This window comes from Flavobacterium gilvum (genome assembly GCF_001761465.1).
GTDB classification, from domain to species: Bacteria; Bacteroidota; Bacteroidia; order Flavobacteriales; family Flavobacteriaceae; genus Flavobacterium; species Flavobacterium gilvum.
In genome coordinates this window covers 2,176,322-2,199,284 of the sequence record NZ_CP017479.1, presented here as the reverse complement: position 1 = coordinate 2,199,284, position 22,963 = coordinate 2,176,322, and the positions used below count along the sequence as shown (strand labels likewise).

17 protein-coding genes are annotated in these 22,963 nt (G+C 35.3%); 13 read left to right on the top strand and 4 right to left on the bottom strand.

Going from position 1 to position 22,963, the window contains the following annotated elements:
- Window positions 1-21 precede the first annotated feature (21 nt).
- The 9 genes from EM308_RS09245 to uvrB all read left to right on the top strand — a co-directional run bounded on the left by EM308_RS09245 (window position 22) and on the right by uvrB (window position 10,288).
- The gene (locus tag EM308_RS09245) at window positions 22-2,397 is read left to right on the top strand and encodes a TonB-dependent receptor (protein WP_035633735.1); all 2,376 of its coding nucleotides are present in this window, start codon (window positions 22-24) and stop codon (window positions 2,395-2,397) included.
- A gap of 4 nt (window positions 2,398-2,401) precedes the next feature.
- Window positions 2,402-3,214 (top strand): DUF4249 domain-containing protein, encoded by an 813-nt coding sequence (locus EM308_RS09240; protein ID WP_035633738.1) that lies wholly within the window; start codon window positions 2,402-2,404, stop codon window positions 3,212-3,214.
- 162 nt (window positions 3,215-3,376) lie between these two features.
- Entirely contained in the window at window positions 3,377-4,039 is a 663-nt protein-coding gene (locus EM308_RS09235; protein ID WP_035633740.1) for a thiamine diphosphokinase, read from the top strand.
- A 126-nt stretch (window positions 4,040-4,165) separates the two neighbouring features.
- On the top strand, window positions 4,166-4,756 hold the full coding sequence (locus tag EM308_RS09230) for an HD domain-containing protein (RefSeq protein ID WP_035633743.1): 591 nt from the start codon (window positions 4,166-4,168) through the stop codon (window positions 4,754-4,756).
- 20 nt (window positions 4,757-4,776) lie between these two features.
- Window positions 4,777-5,586, top strand: coding sequence for an alpha/beta fold hydrolase (locus tag EM308_RS09225; protein WP_035633746.1), 810 nt, complete (start codon window positions 4,777-4,779; stop codon window positions 5,584-5,586).
- A 226-nt stretch (window positions 5,587-5,812) separates the two neighbouring features.
- Window positions 5,813-6,178 carry a DUF2200 domain-containing protein gene (locus EM308_RS09220; protein ID WP_035633749.1) on the top strand — a complete coding sequence of 122 codons (366 nt, stop codon included), beginning with the start codon at window positions 5,813-5,815 and terminating at the stop codon, window positions 6,176-6,178.
- Window positions 6,179-6,273: 95 nt separating this feature from the next.
- Window positions 6,274-7,251, top strand: a complete 978-nt coding sequence (gene rlmF / locus EM308_RS09215) for a 23S rRNA (adenine(1618)-N(6))-methyltransferase RlmF (RefSeq protein ID WP_035633751.1) — start codon at window positions 6,274-6,276, stop codon at window positions 7,249-7,251.
- A 157-nt stretch (window positions 7,252-7,408) separates the two neighbouring features.
- Window positions 7,409-8,176, top strand: coding sequence for a hypothetical protein (locus EM308_RS09210; protein WP_156101292.1), 768 nt, complete (start codon window positions 7,409-7,411; stop codon window positions 8,174-8,176).
- Window positions 8,177-8,299: 123 nt separating this feature from the next.
- On the top strand, window positions 8,300-10,288 hold the full coding sequence (uvrB, locus tag EM308_RS09205; RefSeq protein ID WP_035633757.1) for an excinuclease ABC subunit UvrB: 1,989 nt from the start codon (window positions 8,300-8,302) through the stop codon (window positions 10,286-10,288).
- Here the strand turns inward: uvrB and EM308_RS09200 are convergent.
- Complete coding sequence (locus EM308_RS09200) at window positions 10,285-10,686, bottom strand: tellurite resistance TerB family protein (protein ID WP_035633759.1); 402 nt, start codon at window positions 10,684-10,686, stop codon at window positions 10,285-10,287. The genes uvrB and EM308_RS09200 overlap by 4 nt on opposite strands.
- A 166-nt stretch (window positions 10,687-10,852) precedes the next feature.
- Between EM308_RS09200 and EM308_RS09195 the strand changes: the two genes are divergently transcribed.
- Window positions 10,853-11,425 (top strand): hypothetical protein, encoded by a 573-nt coding sequence (locus EM308_RS09195; protein ID WP_035633762.1) that lies wholly within the window; start codon window positions 10,853-10,855, stop codon window positions 11,423-11,425.
- Between the two features lie 115 nt (window positions 11,426-11,540).
- The gene (locus EM308_RS09190; protein WP_035633765.1) at window positions 11,541-12,350 is read left to right on the top strand and encodes an alpha/beta hydrolase; all 810 of its coding nucleotides are present in this window, start codon (window positions 11,541-11,543) and stop codon (window positions 12,348-12,350) included.
- Between the two features lie 191 nt (window positions 12,351-12,541).
- Here EM308_RS09190 and EM308_RS09185 read toward each other — a convergent pair whose 3' ends face one another.
- A complete protein-coding gene (locus EM308_RS09185) occupies window positions 12,542-14,053 on the bottom strand; it encodes a thioredoxin-like domain-containing protein (protein ID WP_035633766.1) in 1,512 nt (503 codons plus the stop codon).
- Between the two features lie 179 nt (window positions 14,054-14,232).
- On the opposite strand from EM308_RS09185, the gene EM308_RS09180 reads away from it, so the two are divergent.
- Window positions 14,233-14,700, top strand: coding sequence for a DUF1456 family protein (locus EM308_RS09180; RefSeq protein ID WP_035633770.1), 468 nt, complete (start codon window positions 14,233-14,235; stop codon window positions 14,698-14,700).
- A 197-nt stretch (window positions 14,701-14,897) separates the two neighbouring features.
- Here the strand turns inward: EM308_RS09180 and EM308_RS09175 are convergent, their stop codons facing one another.
- Window positions 14,898-16,463: a protein adenylyltransferase SelO gene (locus tag EM308_RS09175; protein WP_035633773.1), complete on the bottom strand. Its 1,566-nt coding sequence runs from the start codon at window positions 16,461-16,463 to the stop codon at window positions 14,898-14,900.
- A gap of 165 nt (window positions 16,464-16,628) precedes the next feature.
- Complete coding sequence (sucC, locus tag EM308_RS09170; RefSeq protein ID WP_035633776.1) at window positions 16,629-17,822, bottom strand: ADP-forming succinate--CoA ligase subunit beta; 1,194 nt, start codon at window positions 17,820-17,822, stop codon at window positions 16,629-16,631.
- 619 nt (window positions 17,823-18,441) lie between these two features.
- Between sucC and gltB the strand changes: the two genes are divergently transcribed.
- On the top strand, window positions 18,442-22,962 hold the full coding sequence (gltB, locus tag EM308_RS09165; RefSeq protein ID WP_231560024.1) for a glutamate synthase large subunit: 4,521 nt from the start codon (window positions 18,442-18,444) through the stop codon (window positions 22,960-22,962).
- Window position 22,963 lies beyond the last annotated feature (1 nt).

The window sequence follows — 22,963 nt, the reverse complement described above, 5'->3', positions numbered from 1 at the left end:
TGTAATTCAAAACCAAAAAAGATGATTTCGAAGAAAACCATACCCCTACTCCTGCTATTCCTAAGTTCGTTTTCAGCCTTTTCACAGCAAAAATTCACTATTAGCGGTGTTATCTCAGATGCCAGCACCAATGAAACCATGATTGGGGTAAACATCTACATTCCAGAGCTAAAAACTGGCACTACTACCAATGAATACGGCTTCTATTCGTTAACACTTCCTCAAGGAAATTACACCTTGCATATTGAATACATAGGTTTTCAAAACTTAGAAGAAAAAATCGAATTGAGACAAAACATCAAAAAAAATTATAAGCTCAGCGGCAGCGAACAGCAATTAAAAGAAATTGTTGTGACGGCCAACAAAAAAAGCACCGACATAAAGTCCACAGAAATGAGTGTTAACAAACTCTCGATGGCTACTATAAAAAAAATGCCAGTAGTTATGGGTGAACCCGATGTGTTGAAATCTATTTTGCTGCTTCCTGGTGTTACCAATGCAGGCGAAGGACAAGGAGGTTTTAACGTTCGTGGTGGCGGAGCCGACCAAAATTTAATTTTACTCGATGAAGCAATAATATTCAATTCTTCGCATGTATTTGGGTTTTTCTCGGTTTTCAACCCGGATGCTATCAAAGATTTGAAATTATACAAAGGTGGTATTCCTGCGCGATATGGGGGAAGAGCTTCTTCGGTTTTGGACATTTACCAAAAAGAAGGAAACAGTAATTCCTTCCACATGAATGGCGGAATTGGATTGATATCGAGCCGATTGCTCGCCGAAGGACCTATTGTAAAAGATAAAGGTTCGTTCTTGATTGGCGGGAGAGCTTCGTATGCTCATTTATTCCTAAAATTGATAGACAATGCAAACTCGGCTTTCTTTTATGATCTAAATACCAAATTAAATTACAAGTTTAACGACAACAACAGCCTCTATGCTTCGGGTTATTTTGGAAGAGATTTTTTCAATATCAGCAAACAATTCACAAATAATTACGGAAACAGCACCTTCAATTTAAGATGGAACCATTTGTTTTCAGATCGGCATTTTTCCAATTTATCGGCCATTTTTAGTGATTATTATTATGGGTTAACTTTTTCACAGGTAGGTTTTGACTGGCGGTCGGGCATAAAAAACTTCAATTTAAAATATGATTTCAAATATTATTTGAATGACAAAATCAAACTGAACTACGGCGCAAATTCCCTCTACTATAAATTTAATCCTGGGACTATCAACCCGATGGACGAAAACTCGACCATTAATTACAAACAACTAGACAAAAAAAATGCCTGGGAGCCTTCCGTCTATCTTGAAGCAGAGCACCAAGCCAGCCAAAAAATATCTTTTTTATATGGTGTGCGTTTTAGCATGTTTTACAGACTGGGTGCCTCTACAGTGAATTTATACGAAAACAATCAGACCGTCACTTTTAACGACCAACTCAAAATTTACGAAAAGGGAATTCCCATCGGCACCAAAACTTATGGTTACAATGATGTCATCACTTCTTTTTCAAATTGGGAACCCCGTTTTGCAACGACCTATGTTTTGAACGACGACAGTTCCATAAAGGCCAGCTATAACCGCATGGTACAATACTTGCAGTTGGTTTCCAATACCTCATCGCCTACTCCATTGGATATTTGGACACCTAGTGACCAATACATTAAGCCCCAAATTGCAGACCAAACTGCTGTAGGTTACTTTAAAAATTTTAAAAACGACATGTATTCCTTGGAGGTTGAAAGTTTTTATAAAACCGTAAAAAACAGACTCGACTACATAGATGGTGCCGATTTAGTTGCCAACAATGCTATCGAGCAAGTTATTCTAAACGGGCAATTAAGAGCTTATGGACTAGAATTAATGCTTCGCAAAAACAGTGGAAAACTGAACGGCTGGATTGCTTATACGTTGTCCAAATCAGAACAGCGAACACCAGGCAGAACGACAAATGAACCCGGTATCAACAATGGTGACTGGTACAAATCAGGATACCATAAACTACACAATCTAGCGGTGACTTCAAATTATTCTTTCAATCAGAAATGGACAGTCAGCGGCAATTTCATTTTCCAAACCGGACAACCGGTAACTTATCCAAACGGTCAGTATGTGTATCAAGGAATCTCTGTTCCAAGTTTTGATTCCAGAAACAAAAACACCCTCCCTTTATATCATCATTTGGACTTGTCTGCCACTTATGTTCCAAGACCAGAAAAAAGAAAAGACTGGCAAAGTGAATGGGTTTTTGGTATTTACAACGTCTATAACCGACAAAATGCAGCTTCAATCCGTTTCCAAGAAAACGAGCAAACTGGAGCAAACGAGGCAGTCAGACTATCAATTTTTGGAATAGTACCTTCGGTTAGTTATAATTTCAAATTTTAAAATTATGAACATAATAAAACATATCTCGATAGCAATAGCCTTATTTTTCTTTGCAGGATGCGAAGACGTTGTCAATGTGGACTTGAATACCGCCCCTCCACGATTGGTAGTCGATGCCAGTATCAATTGGCAAAAAGGAACCGACGGATCGAAACAAAAAATAATTTTGTCCACCACCACAGACTATTACAGCAATGTCGTGCCAAAAGTTTCCGGTGCCACGGTTTCCATTAAAAACAGCCAAAACATTAGTTACATCTTTGCTGAAACACCCAATACAGGAGAATATACCTGCACAAATTTCAAACCTGTTATAGGTGAAACCTACACTTTGACCGTTAACTACAATGGTGCAACCTATACCGCTACCGAAACCATGCAATCTGTCACTCCAATTGACACAATTGTACAAAACAACAACGCCGGTTTTTCTGGAAAAGATTATGAAATCGTAGTTTATTACAAAGACCCAATGGCTAAAAATTTCTATATGGTACGATTTTTTCCCGATATAAATAAAGCACCAACCTATCATGTCCTTGGCGATCAATTCTCCAACGGGAACCAAAAAAAATGGAACTTTTCCGATGAAAATTTAAAACAAGGCTCTTCCATTGATGTAACCCACTATGGTATTTCCGAAGACTATTATAATTATATGAGCAAAATCATTGCTACCGCTGGCAGTCAAAACCCATTCCAGACAACACCAGCCACGGTAAGGGGTAATATCGTCAACCAAACCAACATCGACAACTATGCCTTGGGCTATTTCTCTTTAAGTGAGACCGATTTCAGAAATTATATCATACAATAATTCTGGAGCTATTCCTGATTTCAGTAGGCAGATTTTAGACTGGAGATTTCAGAATCCAAATTTCAGATTTTTACATATATTTACAAAAAATATGAATTCTATATTCTATCCTATTTTCTTTGCTCTGAAATCTAAAATCTGTATTCTAAAATCTAAAATCAAATGTCTTCACATCATATCGTTCGCGACGACCAAGAACCTGCTTTAATCATTGCCAACGGAGCCGCTTGCAATCCCGAATTATTAGGGCAATTACTCGAATGGTCGCCATTGGTGATTGTTCTAGATTCAGCCATAGATCGTGTAATGGAATTGGATATAAAAGTCGATGTTTTGTTAGGAGATTTTGACCGAGAATTTGATCCTGAAAAATATAAAACATCTCAGTATCCATTGGAAATTGTACACGCACCAGCCCAAGACCAAACCGACCTGGAAAAAGCTTTTGATTTTTTAATCGAAAAAGGACACAAAGCCGTAAATGTTGTCTGGGCAACCGGAAGAAGAATGGATCACACACTACACAATCTCACCATTGCCGCTCTATATCAGGATTTGCTGAAAATTGTTTTTTTTGATGACCATTCCAAAGCCTTTTTACTTCCCAAAAAATTTCAAAAATGGTACTCCAAAGACACCATTCTTTCATTAATCCCTATTGGGACAGTTGAAAACATCGTGACTCAAAATCTTTTTTATCCTTTACAAAACGAAAAATTACAATTGGGCTACAGAACAGGAAGCAGCAATCATGTCGCCGAAGATGGAATCGTAACAATTGAATTTGATAAGGGTGATTTGATGCTAATGGAATGTTTTGATTGATGCTTTTTGATTGTTAAATCTTTTCCTGTTTATTATAAAAAAACAGGCTTTTATATCCTGAGAATAAGTTTTAACTTTACATCAAACCTCATTTCAATAGTGGATTTATCCTGAAATTATAAAACCATGCAAACAGACAATTTATCAAAACAAGTTGCTTTCATAAAAGAAATTGACAAACTAAAATACATTCAGCGCAGAACCAAATTATTCAACAGCGAACGTCATGAAAACGACGCAGAACACAGTTGGCATTTGGCAATGATGACTATTGTATTGGCAGAACATTCAGATAAACCAATAGACGTTCTTAAAGTTATAAAAATGGTTTTAATCCACGACATTGTAGAAATTGATGCGGGTGATATTTTTCTTTACGACACCCAAAACAATCACTCTAATACAGAACAGGAACTTATTGCTGCAAAAAGAATATTTGGGCTTTTGCCAAAAGAACAGGCTGACGAATTTATTGCCATTTGGCTGGAATTTGAAGAAGGTCTTACCAATGAAGCTAAATTTGCAAAATCAATGGATCGATTCGAACCTTTGCTTCAAAACACTTCAAATAACGGAGGAACTTGGAAGGAATACAATGTACCTTTCCAAAAAGTCTATGACAAGAAAAAAGCAATTAAAGAAGGGTCTACAGCAATCTGGAATTACGCCGAAAATCTGATTAATGAAAGTGTAGACAAAGGAATCCTAAAAAAATAAACTTCGTTAAAAAGAATCAAATGAAAACCGAAACAACAGACAGCCTTTCTTTTAAAAGTGGCTATTCCGAAGTGAATGGACTGAAAATGTATTACGAAATTTATGGACAGGGAAAACCATTAATTCTTGTTCATGGTGGCGGTTCGACCATTCAAACCAATTTTGAAAAAGTCATTCCGTTACTCGCCAAAAACAGACAACTAATTGCTGTCGAACTACAGGCACACGGACGAACCAGTGACCGGAATGCAGACCTTACTTTTGAACAAGATGCTGATGATCTTGCTGTCTTTCTTAAAAACATAAAAATTGACAAAGCCGACTTTTTGGGTTTTAGCAACGGCGGAACAACAGTCCTGCAAATCGCTATAAGACATCTTGAAATAGTAGACAAAATAATTTTAGCCTCGGCACTTGCCAAACGCAATGGTGTTCCTGATTGGTTTTGGGATTTTATGAAACAAGCTTCTTTGGATAATATGCCCGAGCAACTTCAATTGGGTTACAAAAAAGTAGCGACAAATCCTGATGATTTAAAAATCATGCATGACAGAGATGCAAAAAGGATGCTGAATTTCAAAGATATTCCAGACGAGCAAATCAAATCAGTTTCAGTACCAACTTTAATCATTAATGGAGACAAAGACGTCATCACACCGGAACATGCCATTGAACTTCACCGTCAAATTGCCAATTCCGAACTGGCCATAATTCCGGGCGGACACGGAGAATACATTGGAGAAATAACAACCCTCACACCCAACTTTAAAGAAAGTGAACTTGTGGTTCCCTTAATTGAAAAGTTTCTTAACAAGAACATAATAGACTAATCTGTTGGGTGAAATTCTATTCAAAAAAATAATGAAACACATAGGGACATAGATTTTATAAAAACTCTAAAAAGAAAGAATAGAAATAAACCTATTTTTCACATAGATTAACTATGTGATAAGTAAAACGACTATCAAATTCTCTCAAAAAAATATAGATTCTATGTCCCTATGTGTTAAAAAATAATTTCACTCAACGTGCTAGTCTATTCAAAAAACACAAATCATGAACGATTCTGATAAACATAATCAACGTATCGCAAAAATGATTTTTGCATCGGTATATCCTTTGTACATAGCAAAAGTGGAGAAAAAAGGCAGAACGAAAGAAGAATTAGATCAAATCATCGAGTGGTTAACCGGCTTCAACAATAATAGATTACAGGAACTGATAAAAGAAAATGCAACTTTTGAAACATTCTTCGATCATGCGGCACTAAACCCCAATTCCCATCTTATCACAGGCTTAATCTGTGGGTATCGAGTGGAAGAAATCGAAAACCCGTTGACGCAAAAGGTTCGGTATTTGGATAAATTAGTAGACGAGCTCGCCAAAGGCAGAAAAATGGAAAAGATTTTACGAAGCAGTTAAGTGTTGAAAGTTACTTAAACCGGAAAAAAAGCCTTTATTCTGATGTAATCCATTCCAGTGTAAGAATCACTATCTTTGCATTGAAATCAAATATAATGAAAACTACAAAGAACATCGAAAAATCAAATTTACATCCTCGAAATCTTCATCGATTTGGGTATGATTTTGAAAAATTAATCTCTGTTTATCCAGAACTTCAAAACTTTGTAGCCATCAATAAACACGAAATCGACTCGAGCGTTAGCGAACAGGCGAAGCAAACCATTGATTTCACCAATCCCGATGCTGTAAAAGCACTAAATAAAGCCTTGTTAATGGCTTATTACGATATTCAAAACTGGGATATTCCAACCAATTTTCTATGTCCGCCAATTCCGGGAAGAACCGATTATATTCACCACCTCGCAGACCTTTTGGCTAGCGTTAACAATGGCGAAATTCCTAACGGAGATGCGGTTACAGGGCTCGATATTGGAACTGGCGCCAATTGCATCTACCCTATTCTTGGAAATTCAATTTATGGTTGGTCATTCGTAGGAACGGATATCAATGAAAATGCACTTCAAAATTGCAGAAAAATCATCAGTCATAATCCAAAATTGACTGAAGCGGTAAGTCTGCAATTACAAGTAAATCCACGTTTTATTTTCAAAAACATTATCACTCCCGAAGACCGTTTTGCTTTTACCATCTGTAATCCACCTTTTCATTCTTCATCAGAAGAAGCAACGAAAAGTAACCTTCGAAAAGTAAATAATTTAGCTCCAAATGCCCCAAAAGCCGAAAAACCAAATCTTAATTTTGGCGGACATAATGCCGAATTGTGGTGCGAAGGCGGCGAATTGGGCTTCATCAAACAAATGATTTTCGAAAGTGCCAAATATCCAATGCAGTGCCTTTGGTTTACGACTTTGGTATCCAAACAATCCAATTTGCATACCATCTACAAAACCCTCAACCATGTAGGAGCCATTTACAAAACCATCGATATGGCCCAAGGCCAAAAAACAAGCCGCATTGTTGCCTGGACTTTTATGAGTGAAGCACAACAGAAATCTTGGAAATTTGAGTAATGAAAAAACACTATCAACTAGAACATTAATAACTTTAATCAAACTATTAATTTCATAAACATAAAGCCCTCCATTAAAATTACCAATGATTGACCAAGCAAGAAATATTAAAATATCACTCATTAAAAAAAGATCAAAGCCCAATTTTATAATTTGGATGTTATTTTCCACCTTTAGTGTGGTGTTTTATTTTATTCATCCAATATTTTGTTTAAACGAAAACCAGATTTTATATTTATTTTCCGCAGCTTCACAAGTCATAGCCGCAATATATGGTCTTATCATTACAGGATACATATTTCTTAGAAACGAACTTGACAGAAAGGCCGAAAAAGATGAGACTTTTGAAGAAATTATTCAATTACTCAGAGCCAATTATTTTGAGTCAATCGTAAATATCAGTACTATAACAATCTTATCCATTTTGCTTTGCTTTTTGGTAATCCTAATTGAAACGAGTAATCACTTTATATTAATAAACGTTTTAATTAATATTTCAACGGCAACAATTATCACCGAATTAATTCTTATAGTTTCTTTTGTCATAAAAATTTTGAACCCAAAAAGTTTTGAAATTGCCAGCGAAGAATTAAGAAAGCTTACCACCAAAAATAAAACAAATGAAAAAGGAAGTCTTGAAAATTTCTTAAAAAATTACAATCAAATTGAGCAGATTCTTGACCAATACAATACTGGCCTCAATTATTATGGAAACATCAGAAGAAAAAAGATTACCCAAACGAAACTGGCTAATATTTTATATGATGAAGACAAAATAAATTTATCATTAAGAAATAATTTAATCGAATTAATTTCTTTTAGAAATAATTTAATTCACGGAACAAACCTCTTTGTGTCAAAAGATGATGAGGAATTATCCGAACAAACTCTAAATAGCTTGAAAGCAAAGGTAAATGTTCCTTAAAAAATAAAAAGAATATCTTGTTTTGAATTTACACCCCATAAAGTTAGCTTAATGAATTTAAAATTTTCTAAACTCTTTTTTCTTAAATTCCTTTGTAACTTTGCTTTTCTGAAAAAAAACTAAATGAATTTCCAAGTCATATCTGATTACAGTCCAAAAGGCGACCAACCGCAAGCCATAAAGAAATTGGCTCAAGGTATTGAGGCGGGCGAACAATATCAAACCTTATTGGGTGTTACCGGTTCTGGAAAAACCTTTACGGTAGCCAATGTGATTCAGGAAGTGCAAAGGCCTACTTTGGTTTTGGCACACAACAAAACTTTAGCAGCACAATTGTATTCGGAGTTCAAACAATTTTTCCCGAATAATGCCGTCGAATATTTTGTTTCTTATTACGATTATTATCAGCCTGAAGCTTTTATGCCTGTTACTGGTGTTTTCATTGAGAAGGATTTATCCATCAATGAAGAATTGGAGAAAATGCGTTTGAGCACCACCTCTTCCCTGCTTTCGGGCAGAAGAGATATTTTGGTGGTAGCTTCTGTTTCCTGCTTGTATGGTATTGGAAATCCTGTAGAATTTCAAAAAAATGTTATTGCCATAGAACGGGATCAGGTTATTTCGAGAACTAAATTACTGCATAGTCTGGTCCAAAGTTTATATTCCAGAACAGAAGCCGATTTCACTCCAGGAAATTTCAGAATCAAAGGTGATACCGTTGAAGTATATCCAAGTTATGCTGATGACGCTTTCCGGATTCACTTTTTTGGAGATGAAATAGAAGAAATCGAAAGCTTTGACATAAAGACTTCAAAAGTCATTGAGCGTTATGAAAAGCTCACTATTTATCCCGCCAATATGTTTGTGACTTCACCAGATGTTTTGCAAAATGCGATTTGGGAAATCCAACAGGATTTAGTCAAACAGGTGGATTATTTCAAAGAAATTGGCAAGCACCTCGAAGCCAAAAGACTCGAAGAGCGCACGAATTTTGACTTGGAAATGATTCGGGAGCTGGGTTATTGCTCTGGAATCGAAAACTATTCACGTTACCTTGACGGAAGGGAAGCCGGCACCAGACCTTTCTGTTTGCTTGATTATTTCCCAAAAGATTATCTGATGGTTGTTGACGAAAGTCACGTAACGGTTTCTCAGGTTCACGCGATGTATGGTGGTGACCGCAGCCGAAAAGAAAATCTAGTAGAATATGGATTCCGACTGCCTGCTGCGATGGACAACCGTCCGCTTAAATTTGAAGAATTTGAGGCGATGCAAAACCAAGTGATTTATGTCTCGGCCACCCCAGCCGATTATGAATTGCAAAAATGCGATGGCGTTTATGTAGAACAAATCATTCGTCCTACTGGTTTGATAGATCCTGTTATTGAAATTCGCCCGAGTTTGAACCAAATTGATGATTTGATTGAGGAAATTCAACAACGGTGTGAGTTAGACGAACGTGTTCTTGTCACAACTCTTACCAAAAGAATGGCAGAGGAACTAGCAAAATATCTAGCGAAGGTTTCCATTCGCTGTCGATACATTCACTCTGATGTGGATACTTTGGAACGAATCGAAATTATGCAGGATTTACGAAAAGGATTGTTCGATGTTCTGATTGGGGTAAACTTATTGAGAGAAGGATTGGATTTGCCCGAAGTGTCTTTGGTTGCGATTTTGGATGCTGACAAAGAAGGTTTTTTAAGAAGCCATCGTTCCTTAACCCAAACAATTGGTCGTGCCGCCAGAAACCTGAACGGTAAGGCCATAATGTATGCTGAAAAAATCACCAACAGCATGCAAAAAACAATAGACGAAACCAATTACCGCAGAACCAAACAAATAAATTACAACACCGAAAACAATATTGTTCCACAAGCCTTAAACAAAAAATTAGACAATGTCTTTACCAACAATAAATTGGTAGAATATGAATTAGGACATATCGAAAAATTGGCTGCAGAACCGGAAACAGCTTATATGTCCAAACCCGATTTGGAAAAACTCATTCGCGAAAAGCGAAAAGCCATGGAAAAAGCTGCCAAAGATTTGGATTTTATACACGCAGCAAAACTTCGTGATGAAATTAAAGCTTTGCAGGAAAAAATTTAATTATGTTGTTCCTGAAAATGTTCTAATAAAACTTCGGGAGAAATTATAGCAGTTGGAGCAGTTTTCATCAATTTAAGAATTCGACTTGTTGCACTAGGGTTCAATCCCATATTTATGGCAATTTGCCGAATGGCATCTTCTTCTTTTTGGTGTAACTCGCCATCGACATGCATCAACAATGCCAAACGATAAAACTGTTGAACTCTTTCAAATTCAGTTTTTAAAACACCTGTTGGCAATTCCTGATGAAACAAATCCCTAAACTCTTTTTTGTCAATACCCAATTCTTGAGCAACAATCCAAAGAAATTGGTATTCTCTGTCATGCAACCGGCCATCAATAACTGAAAAGGCAATCATTTCGGACAATAAACTGATTTTTTCTTCCTTTGTTCCCATGCTATTTATTTTTATTGCTAAAATACAATATCAAAGTTTAATTTATTGATTATCATCATTCCAAAAAACACGCTAACCATATAAAAGTGCGTATATTTTGACAAAAAACAAATAAAAGATGTTATATTTATATCAAACAAAAATAATTAAATTAGAAATACTAATTATGACAGCATATATAATTTCTAAAAAAATAACATCGGCATATAAATTCTTGGTTTTACTAGCATTTATAGTAACTCTTTCTTGTTCGACTAAATATAATAGTTATCCAAATAGGGAGTATGAAAAAGCTGCAAAAACGTATTCAGGTCAACTTACAACTGAACATTATAATACCTTGATAAAAGAATTAGAAAGAGAGTTAAAGACAACAATACCAAGAGACAAATCAATTCTTATAAATTACCAACAGGATGCACGGAATTGCATTTTAATACGCTTTGACAACAACGAAATAAAAAGAGTGACAAAAAATATCATCAACATTTCTAAGCAAATGACTAGTGAAAATAATGCTGTCGATTATTTTGTTTACAAAGGGGATTCACCTTTAAAACAATATTATCCCAAAAATTTTAATTTAATTTTAGATTCTGGATATTTTGCAAATAATGTATTTACGAATAATGAAATTTGTGCAGCTTTTTTTATTGTAAAACCAAATGGAAAATTTATGACGCATTTCGGTGATGACTATTTTACTGAAGTACAAAATTTTCTGCAAAGCAAAGATTAGACTTCGTAAAACAATTTGAAAATAACTCTAATGCAATTTTTTATAAAACATAATTAACTTTGTCAACTGAGTATATAAGATACTTTATAAAACACCAATAAAAAAATAAAACCTCTTGAAATTAATCTATATCCTTCTGCTATTTTTATTTTTTACTGAAACAAAAGCACAGGAAAGCACTGCATCCAGACAGGTTTCCTCTTTTACTGTTGAAGCTCCACAGCTAAAAACGAACCGAAAAATATGGCTGTATTTACCTAAAAACTACGAAACTTCGACCAAAAAATATCCTGTCATTTATATGCATGATGCTCAAAATTTATTTGATGCAAAAACTTCCTTTGCAGGCGAATGGAATGTGGATGAAAAACTAGACAGTTTGAAGGCACAGGTCATCGTCGTAGGTATTGAAAACGGTGGTGAAAAACGACTGGAAGAATTGACTCCATATAAAAACGAAAAATACGGAGGAGGTAATGCTGATAAATATCTTGACTTTATCGTGAACAACCTAAAACCTGAAATCGACAAAAAATACCGAACAAAATCCAATGCCAAAAACACTACCATAATGGGAAGTTCATTGGGTGGTTTAGTTTCTTTTTATGCTGTTATAAAATATCCAGAAGTATTTGGTAAAGCTGGCGTTTTTTCTCCCGCTTTTTGGATTAACCGAAAGGATATCAATGATTATATGTCAAACAGCAAAAAACTTAAAGCCAAAATTTATTTCCTCTGCGGCGATTCTGAAGGGGATGATGACAGTATGGTAACCGATCTCAATCACATGGAAACCTTGTTGAACACAAACCGTTGTTACTGCCTTCATCTCAACAAAAAAGTAATTGTAAAAGGCGGTCATCACAATGAAAAATTATGGCGTGATGGTTTTACAAATGCTTTTCTTTGGTTGGGTTATAAATAGTAAAAAAGGTTACGCAGAGACTCACAAAATAAACACAGAGATTCGCAAAGAATTATAAAAACTCCGTGATTCTCTGTTTTTTTACTTTGTGCAACAGTGCAAAACAATTTATAAAAACTCTGTGAATCTCTGCGTAAGCTCCGCGAATCTCAGTGAAACAATAAAAAAGGTGAATCTCTACCCGAAGCAGACTATTTCTTAGCGTACTCTTTTTCCATTTGTCCAATAATGCTTTTTATAGATTCTGAGCCAATTCCTTTAGCCTTTATGACTTTATTTTTATCGAGAATATAAATCACTGGCGTTGTCACAACATCGTATTTATCCTTCAGATTGTTGATGTGAACACCATCATAAACATTAATCCAATCGACTTTATTATCACTAATGTATTTTTTGTATTTGTCAAATTCATTTTGTGTGTAAACCCCAAAAACTTTTACATCTTTCTTTTCTTTTAGAAAATCATGATACATTTCCAGAATTTTAGGTACTTCTTTTTGGCAATGACCGCAATCTATATCCCAAAAGAGGAGCACAAGATAGTCCGCTTTTATGCTGGATAAAGTCACGTAATTTTTCTCAATTTCCGATTTATTATCATAATAAATTTTGGTAATTTCTTCACTAGTTTTGGCTGTATCAAACCCCATTTTGGCAATTTTATCATGACCTGGAATGTCTATCATATATAAATCTGGCGCCGTTTTTCCGAGTTGCAGTGGTGCCAAAGTATTACCTCTATTGATAATAAGTTTGATTACGCTGTCATCATAAACACCCTTGGCTTTTCCCGTTTTAAAGTAATTATCAACCATATATACAAAAACTTTGTCCATTCCCATTATTTTTGGAATCTCATAAGTTGAAGTAAAATAAGCCAATAAAAGCATATTCATCTTAGTCCCTTGCTTGGTTTTCATCATCATCCTATCTATTTCGGCACAAATAGAATCGGGATGCTGCACCACAACCGAATTAAAATATTGTTTTATTTTATTGGCAAAAAAAGGATTGCGCATCATGGCATCATCCTGAAAATTAACTCCATCCCAAAAATGTTTTTTGAAATAATGATAAACAAAAATGCTGTCCGGTCTTCCATTAGAAGCTTTGGGAACTTCCTTGGCTACTTTTTCAGTCTTTAAATTGATAATTTCAGAAAGATAATTCCCTTTGTTTTCGGCAATGTATTTTGAATCATTTTCCTGAATGGATTCATTCAAGACTTTAAATTCCTTGGTCAAAACAGCTGTAGAATCAGCTCTTTTCTGCTCTTTCACAGATTTTTTAAAACTATCATATTCCTTGTTTTTTGCCGAAATAAAACGAATATAGCTAAAAAAATTTTCGTTCTGTTTTGAATTAACCGCTTTGAGATTTGTAACCAAATTGGTTTTATCCGAAATAATCTGCTGTTTTTGAGATTGCTCATCAACAATGAAGTCAAAATAATTTCCTTTTTCCTGACTTAGCAGAAAATAAACACCTTTGTCTAAATTCTTTTTCCCCTTGAAAACAATATTTCCGTTGACTACTTTTTTGCAAGTATCAGAAATGTACAGTTTGTCAAATTGATAATAGGCCAAATAGGCTATAGTATCTTTGCAATTTTTTAAATTAATTCTAATATCATATCCTGACTGAGCCTGAGTCGACATTAGCCCAAAAAACAACATTAAACTTAGTATGATTTTTTTCATTGAAATACCCTTTGAAATATTTTAAACAATTTTCAGAAAACAATTCTCATTATCGTTAGTCAAAAATAATCCAATTAAAATCTAATTTCAAACAATTGGCAAAGTGTTTTACTGTCACAGCAACAATAATGTCTAATTGATTTTGCAAATGTGTATCTTTGCCTTTTAAATAATGAAAAATGACAAATAACGATATATTCAAAAAACTTCGAGTAGCCTTGATGTTACGAGATGACCAAATAGTAGAAATTTTAGAATTGGTAGATTTTAGAATTTCAAAATCAGAATTGGGCGCTTTTTTCCGCGACGAGAAACACCCAAATTACATGGAATGTGGCGATCAGGTTTTACGTAATTTCCTTAACGGATTGGTGATTCATTTGAGAGGAACCAAAGAAAATCCTAAAAATCCAAATGAGGTTATTGCCAAACACAAAGCTCAAATCCCTGCAAAAGAAGGTGATTCTAAAAGACCTGAATTCAAACCAAAAGCAAAAGACCCAGAAAAATCAAGAGGTGATCAAGCACCAGGTAAATCTGATGGAGCAGCAAAAAAACCTGCCAAAAAGAAATTCCCAAAAGGAAACGGAAAGCAGTCTGTCGTCGAAAAAGTAAAATTCAATTTTGGCAAAAACAAAAAATCCTAAACTTATCAAATTTAGATTGCATAAAAAATATGAGGCTGCCTATTTTAGACAGCCTCATTTGTTTTTTATTCAATTATAAACAATCGAAAAAACTGTCTAAAATTTATTCGAAAAAAAAGTATTAAAAAAGCAATAAAACGGTATTCTCATCAATTAAACGCAAACAAAATTTTGGTAACATTTGCTTAAAAAAGTCTTTACGAACTACAACTTAACATAGAACAACCCACTTTGTCCCTTGCCCAATCAGGTCTTTTGGCAAACCATTTTTGATTCTCAGGCTGTTCATCATAAGGTTTTTTCAGCAATTCATTCAATTCATTCAATAAAGAATAATCTCCTTTGTCGGCAGCGTCAATACACAATTGCGCCATATAATTTCGCAAAACATATTTAGGATTTACCGTATCCATCAGTTCTTTTCTTTCGTCATCTGAAAGAGTTTCTCCATTAATTCGGTCAATATAATACCCGAGCCATGTCTGCCAATTATTCAAAGCAGATTCATCAAGACCTTTTTCATTATAAAAAGATTCTTTTATTTTATCAAAAGCAATTTGAGCCGAATCCGTTTTTAAAATAGTAGCTAAATTTCTAAAGAAAATAGTCATATCGGTTTCTGCCAATTGAAGCAATTCGGTCAAACTTTCTATCAAAACAGCATCTTCTTCCTTCGTTGTCTTAAAACCAAGTTTATTTCGCATCATATTCAAATAGCCCACTTTATAATTAGTACCAAAATCATTGAGAATTTCTTCCAAAGGTTTGGCATCATTAACCAAAGGAAACATAGCATTTGCCAATTGATATAAATTCCAAAGCGCAATATTGGGTTGATTTCCAAAACGGTATCTTTTATGCTGTCTGTCTGTTGTATTAGGTGTCCAACCAGAATCATAATCTTCCAGCCATCCGTAAGGACCATAATCAATTGTAATTCCGTGAATAGACATATTATCGGTATTCATGACTCCGTGAACAAAACCTACCCTTTGCCAATGAATAATCATATCAAGAGTCGTTTGGCTCACCGTTTGAAAAAAGTCAACATATTTTTGTTTGTCTTCACTTTTAATTTCCGGAAAATGATGTTTAATGGTATAATCTGCCAATAATTTAAGCGTAACAAGATCATTTCTGGACGCAAACAATTCAAAATTTCCAAAGCGAATAAACGATGGCGCTACTCTACAAACAATCGCTCCTTTTTCATAAGCCGGGTTTCCGTTATAAAGAATATCACGTAAAACGGGATCGCCAGACAGCATTAATGAAAGTGAACGAGTAGTTGGGACACCTAGATAATGCATCGCTTCGGCACATAAATGTTCTCGAATCGAGGAACGCAACACTGCAAAACCATCGGCAGTTCGGGAATATGGTGTAGGTCCTGCCCCTTTCAATTGCAATGTAAATAACGTATCATTATGAACGACTTCAGTTAAATTAATAGCGCGTCCGTCACCCAATTGCCCTGCCCAGTTACCAAACTGATGTCCGGCATAACTCAAAGCATAAGGTCTTGTATCAGGATAAACGGCATTTCCCGAAAAAACATTTAAAAAATCAACCGAAAGAATGTCCTCCTGCGACAATCCCACCATATTTGCCACTTCAGCCGAAGCATGAATCAAAGACGGATTGGAGGGCTGTTTCGGTGTTACGTAGGAAAAACAAGCTTTCTCGACCTGCCTTGGAATATTGATTTCATTGGGATCAGCTGGCAATTCAGTAATGAAATTATTTTGAATATGAAGTTTCATTTTTGGCTACATTAAAATAAAGTATAAAGATACGCCATGAATAAGAGATTAAAGAATACTTAGGATAACTTTAATTTATTATCAAAATCATTTTGTTTATCTAAACAAAAAATCCTGAGCTCTCACTCAGGATTTTCTAAAATATATAAACTTTTTTTATTTCAATTAAGAAAGTGCAGCTTGAACTTGATCAGCAGCTTCTTGGAATTGTACTGCAGATAAGATTGGCATTCCAGAATTATCAATTAATTCTTTTGCAATCTCAGCATTAGTTCCTTGCAAACGAACAATGATTGGCACTTTTATTGCATCTCCCATGTTTTTGTATGCATCAACAACACCTTGAGCAACACGGTCACAACGGACGATTCCTCCAAAGATATTGATCAAAATTGCTTTTACGTTTGGATCTTTCAAGATGATACGGAAAGCGGTTTCAACACGTTTTGCATCGGCAGTTCCTCCTACGTCAAGGAAGTTTGCAGGTTCAAAACCAGCATACTTAATCAAATCCATAGTTGCCATTGCAAGACCAGCTCCGTTTACCATACAACCTACAGTACCGTCAAGATCTACATAGTTCAATCCTACTTCTTTTGCTTCAACTTCGATTGGATTTTCCTCACGAATATCACGCATATCAGCATATTTCTTTTGTCTGTACAAAGCATTATCATCGATATTTACTTTAGCGTCTACCGCCAAAATTTTATCATCCGAAGTTTTCAAAACCGGGTTGATTTCAAACATAGAAGCATCAGAACCAATATATGCATTATATAAAGAGTCGATGAATTTAACCATTTCTTTGAAAGCATTTCCAGAAAGACCTAAGTTAAAAGCAATTCTTCTTGCTTGGAAACCTTGTAATCCTACAGCCGGATCGATTTCTTCTGTAAAAATCAAATGAGGTGTGTGTTCAGCTACTTCTTCGATATCCATTCCACCTTCAGTAGAATACATAATCATGTTACGACCTGTAGCTCTATTCAAAAGAACAGAAACATAAAACTCAGAAGTTTCACTTTCACCTGGATAATAAACATCCTCAGCAATTAAAACTTTGTGAACTTTTTTTCCTTCAGCAGAAGTTTGAGGAGTAATCAATTGCATTCCGATTATTTCGCTCGCAATTCCTTCAACTTTGTCAAGACCTTTTGCAAGTTTAACTCCGCCTCCTTTTCCACGACCACCTGCGTGTATCTGCGCTTTTACAACATACCAGCTTGTACCGGTTTCGGCAGTTAATTGTTTTGCAGCGGCTACCGCTTCTACTGGGCTATTAGCAACGATTCCTCGTTGAATGCGAACTCCATAGCTAGCTAAAATTTCTTTTCCTTGATATTCGTGTATGTTCATAATATAGATTTTGTCTGGATTCTGAATCTATTTCAGAATAAAAGTGCCACAAAAATAGCAAAATTTAGTTTACTTGAAATTTTTTTTAATTATAATAACTGATAAAAAACAATAATTAACTCGATGGGTGTAATTATTTTTAAACACATAGAAACATAGAATTTATTGTATTTAAAAAAGACTTGATAGTCGTTTTACTCCTCACATAGCTAATCTATGTGAAAAATAATACTATTTCTATTCAATCTTTAATGATTTACTATTAAATCTATGTATCTATGTGCTTGATTTTTTATTTAAACTGAATTTCACCTCTTGGGTTAATAATTAACGAATTCTTTATCTCAATCGTTATCGTGTGAAAAATTTAAAAATTATTCGCTTTTTTGTTAAAATAAAAAATTCAAAAAAGTATAATCATATAATTATTACAAAAAAGATGGGTTTTTGAAAAACTATAAAATAAATTTTGAAGATATGACAATTGAAAAGTAAAAATTCCGCATTATTATCAATTATACATACCTTTTTTAATTTTATAACAAAAATATATGCTAAGTGTTCCATTTCTTAGGTATGTGTTATGAAATCTTTAATTTTGTAAAAAAAAATATCAAGCATGAGAATTAAAGAACAAGGCCTTTATTTGCCAGAATTCGAGCATGAAAACTGTGGAGCTGGTTTTATCTGCAACCTTAAAGGTGAGAAAACAAATCAAATTATTCACGACGCATTAGAAATTCTAGTAAAACTAGAGCACCGTGGTGGTGTAAGTGCTGACGGAAAAACGGGAGATGGAGCTGGACTTTTGATTGACATTCCCCATGAGTACTTCAATAGAGTTTGTGATTTCAAATTACCTGCTGCACGTGAATATGCTGTTGGGATGGTATTTTTGCCTAAAAATCAAAATCAATATGTTTATTGTAAAGACATATTTGAAAAAGAAATTAAAGCGCAAGGACTTTCTGTTTTAGGATGGAGAGAAGTTCCTGTAGATTCTACGCAACTAGGTGAAATTGCCGCTGCTTCAGAACCTACTATCGAACAAATTTTTGTTGGAAAACCAGAAGCTATTGACATTGACGAAGCTACATTTAAAGCTAAGCTATATGCTGCCCGTAAAATAACTGAGCACACTATTGCGAATTCTAAAATATCGCAAAGCTCTTATTTTTACGTACCTAGTTTATCTACTACTACCTTAATATATAAAGGTATTATCATGCCCGAAGATATTGGGCCATATTATACTGACTTGCAACAAACGGATTTAGTAACTCGTTTAGCGTTAGTACACCAACGTTTCTCTACTAATACAATGCCTACTTGGGAATTATCTCAACCTTTTAGATACATGTGTCAAAATGGTGAAATCAACACTTTGAGAGGTAACGTAAGCAGAATGCGTGTTCGTGAAGAAATCATGAAAAGTGATGTCTTTGGGTCACAAATTGAGAAATTATTCCCGATTATTTTACCAGGAAAATCGGATTCAGCTTCTATGGATATGGTGGTTGAATTATTGACACACACCGGAAGATCATTGCCTGAAGTAATGATGATGATGATTCCTGAAGCATGGGAAAAACACAAAACCATGTCTGAAGAAAGAAAAGCATTCTACGAATACAATGCTTGCATCATGGAGCCATGGGATGGACCAGCTTCTGTACCTTTCTCAGATGGTGATTACGTAGGAGCTTTATTAGACCGTAATGGTTTGAGACCTTCTCGTTATACTGTAACCAAGAGTGGTAAATTAATTATGGCATCAGAAATTGGTGTTGTAAACATCGATCCAGAAGACGTAGAAAGCCACGGTAGATTGGAGCCAGGAAAAATGTTCCTTGTAGACATGAACGAAGGACGTATCATCAATGACGAGGAAATCAAAAGCAAAATTGTTTCTGAAAGACCTTACCAAGAATGGTTAAAACAATACCGTTTGAACCTAAGAGATGTTCCTACTACGAATAAGGTTTGTCCTATTGAAACTATCGATTTAAAAACAAGAGAGCGTTTATTTAATTATACATTAGAGGATATTCAAGATATGATTACCCCTATGGCCCAGGATGGAAAAGAAGCTCTTGGTTCAATGGGTACCGACACTCCTCTTGCTGTATTATCTGACAGACCTCAATTGATCCCTAACTATTTCAAACAATTATTCGCACAAGTTACCAATCCTCCTTTGGATGGTATTCGTGAAGAAATTGTTACTGATATTGCTCTGAATTTAGGACAAGACAGAAATATTTTTGATATTTCAAGCAAACAATGCAGAAAATTAAGAATTCAAAATCCGGTTATTTCTAACGATGACTTAGAAAAAATCAGAAATATCGATATCGATAATTTCAAAGCAGAAACTATTGAAATCCTTTATACTAAAAGCAAAGGTTTAAATGGTTTAGAAAATGCATTAGAAGATATCATTGTTCAAATCACTAAAGCAGTAGACAGAGGAACAAACATCATTATCTTATCGGATAGAGGTGTAAATAAAGAATTTGCTCCTATCCCTGCTTTACTAGCTTGTTCTTATGTCAACCACCAAATGAACCGTTTGCGCAAGCGTTCTTATTTTGATATCATTATCGAATCAGCAGAGCCACGCGAACCACATCATTTTGCAACATTATTCGGATACGGTGCCAGTGCAATCAACCCTTATATGGTTAACGAAATCATTCGTGTTCAGGCACAAGAAGGTTTCATCACTGGAATTAGCGAGCAAAAAGCGGTTGACAACTTCAACAAAGCAATTGGTTCTGGTATTTTAAAAATCATGAACAAAATTGGAATCTCTACTTTACACTCGTACAGAGGTTCTCAAATTTTCGAAATTGTTGGTTTCAACTCTAAATTCGTTGAAAAATACTTCCCTTACACCGCTTCAAGAATTGAAGGTATCGGATTGTACGAAATTGAAAAAGAAATTAGCGAAAGATATAACTACGCATACCCAGATGTACTAATTCCTAATCGTTTAGGATTAAACATTGGAGGAGAATACAGATGGAGACGTAATGGGGAAAGACACATGTTCAACCCTACTACTATTGCAAAATTGCAACAAGCTGTACGTTTAAGCGATCAGGCTAGTTATGATGTATATGCTAAAACAGTAAATGATCAGGCTGAAAGTTTAATGACTATCCGTGGTTTATTTGAATTTGACAACTTAGACCCAATTCCATTAGACGAAGTAGAACCTTGGACTGCTATTGTAAAACGTTTCAAAACGGGTGCAATGTCTTACGGATCTATTTCTAGAGAAGCACACGAGAATTTGGCGATTGCAATGAACCGTATTGGAGGAAAATCCAATTCAGGTGAAGGTGGAGAAGACAGAACTCGTTTCCAGCCAGATGTAAATGGTGACAGTCGTAACTCGGCTATCAAACAGGTAGCTTCTGGACGTTTTGGAGTAACTTCTCACTACTTGACAAACGCAAAAGAGATTCAGATTAAAATGGCTCAGGGTGCAAAACCTGGAGAAGGTGGACAATTGCCTGGTGATAAAGTATTGCCATGGATTGCAGCGGCTCGTAACTCAACTCCTTTCGTAGGATTGATTTCACCTCCACCACACCACGATATCTATTCAATTGAAGATTTGGCTCAATTAATCTTCGATTTGAAAAATGCTAACAGAGAAGCACGTATCAACGTGAAGTTGGTTTCTGAAGTTGGTGTTGGAACAATTGCTGCGGGTGTTGCCAAAGCAAAAGCTGACGTCGTATTAATCGCCGGTTATGATGGTGGTACAGGAGCTTCTCCATTAACATCATTGAAACACGCAGGTCTTCCTTGGGAACTTGGATTGGCCGAGGCACAACAAACTTTGGTATTAAACAACTTAAGAAGCCGTATCGTTGTAGAATGTGACGGACAATTAAAAACGGGTCGTGACGTAGCTATAGCTGCTTTATTAGGTGCCGAAGAATTTGGTTTTGCTACTGCTCCATTAGTTGCTTCGGGTTGTATCATGATGCGTAAATGTCACTTGAATACTTGCCCTGTAGGTATTGCAACTCAAGACAAAGAATTACGTAAAAACTTCAAAGGAACACCTGAACACGTAATTAACTTCTTCTACTATGTTGCAGAAGAGTTAAGAGATATCATGGCGCAACTTGGATTCAGAACTCTGGAAGAAATGATTGGTCAAACACACAAAATCAATTCTAACAAAGCAATTACACACTATAAAGCCAAAGGATTAGATTTATCTTCTATCCTACACAGACCGGATCAATACAAATACATGACCGTTCGTAACACGGAGAAACAAGATCATGGATTGGATGACGTAATGGATTTCCAAATCTTAAAAGATTCTCACCGTGCTTTATACAGAAAAGAAAAAACAACTTTAGAATATCCTATTAAAAATACCGACCGTTCTGTGGGAGCTATTGTTAGTAACGAAATTTCTAAAATATACGGACACTTAGGTTTACCAGAAGACACCTTGAATGTTAATTTCACAGGTTCTGCCGGACAAAGTTTCGGGGCATTCAGTGCGCATGGATTGACTTTTACTGTTGAAGGAAATACAAATGATTATTTAGGAAAAGGATTATCCGGAGCCAAATTAATCATCAAGAAACCAGCTAAAGCAACTTTTGTTGCCTCTGAAAACATCATTGTTGGTAACGTTTGTTTATTTGGAGCCATCGAAGGAGAAGCTTTCATCAACGGTATTGCAGGAGAACGTTTTGCAGTTCGTAACTCAGGAGCCACAGCAGTAGTTGAAGGTGTAGGAGATCACGGTTGTGAATACATGACTGGTGGAAAAGTAGTTGTCCTAGGTAGAACAGGAAGAAACTTTGCTGCAGGTATGAGCGGTGGTATCGCTTATATTTACGATCCTGAAAACAAATTCACAAATGGCTTATGTAACACTGAATCTATCGATTTTGAAAAAGTGGAAGGAACAGAAGCTGATGAATTGAAAAATTTAATAGAAAGACACGTTGCGTACACAGACAGTACAAAAGGTAGCGAATTATTAAATGATTGGGAAGCAAGCCTAGAAAATTTTGTAAAAGTAATGCCTACAGAATACAAAAAAGCATTAAAGCGTTTGGAAACTGAGGTTCAAATGGTAGAAGAATTAACAGCATAAT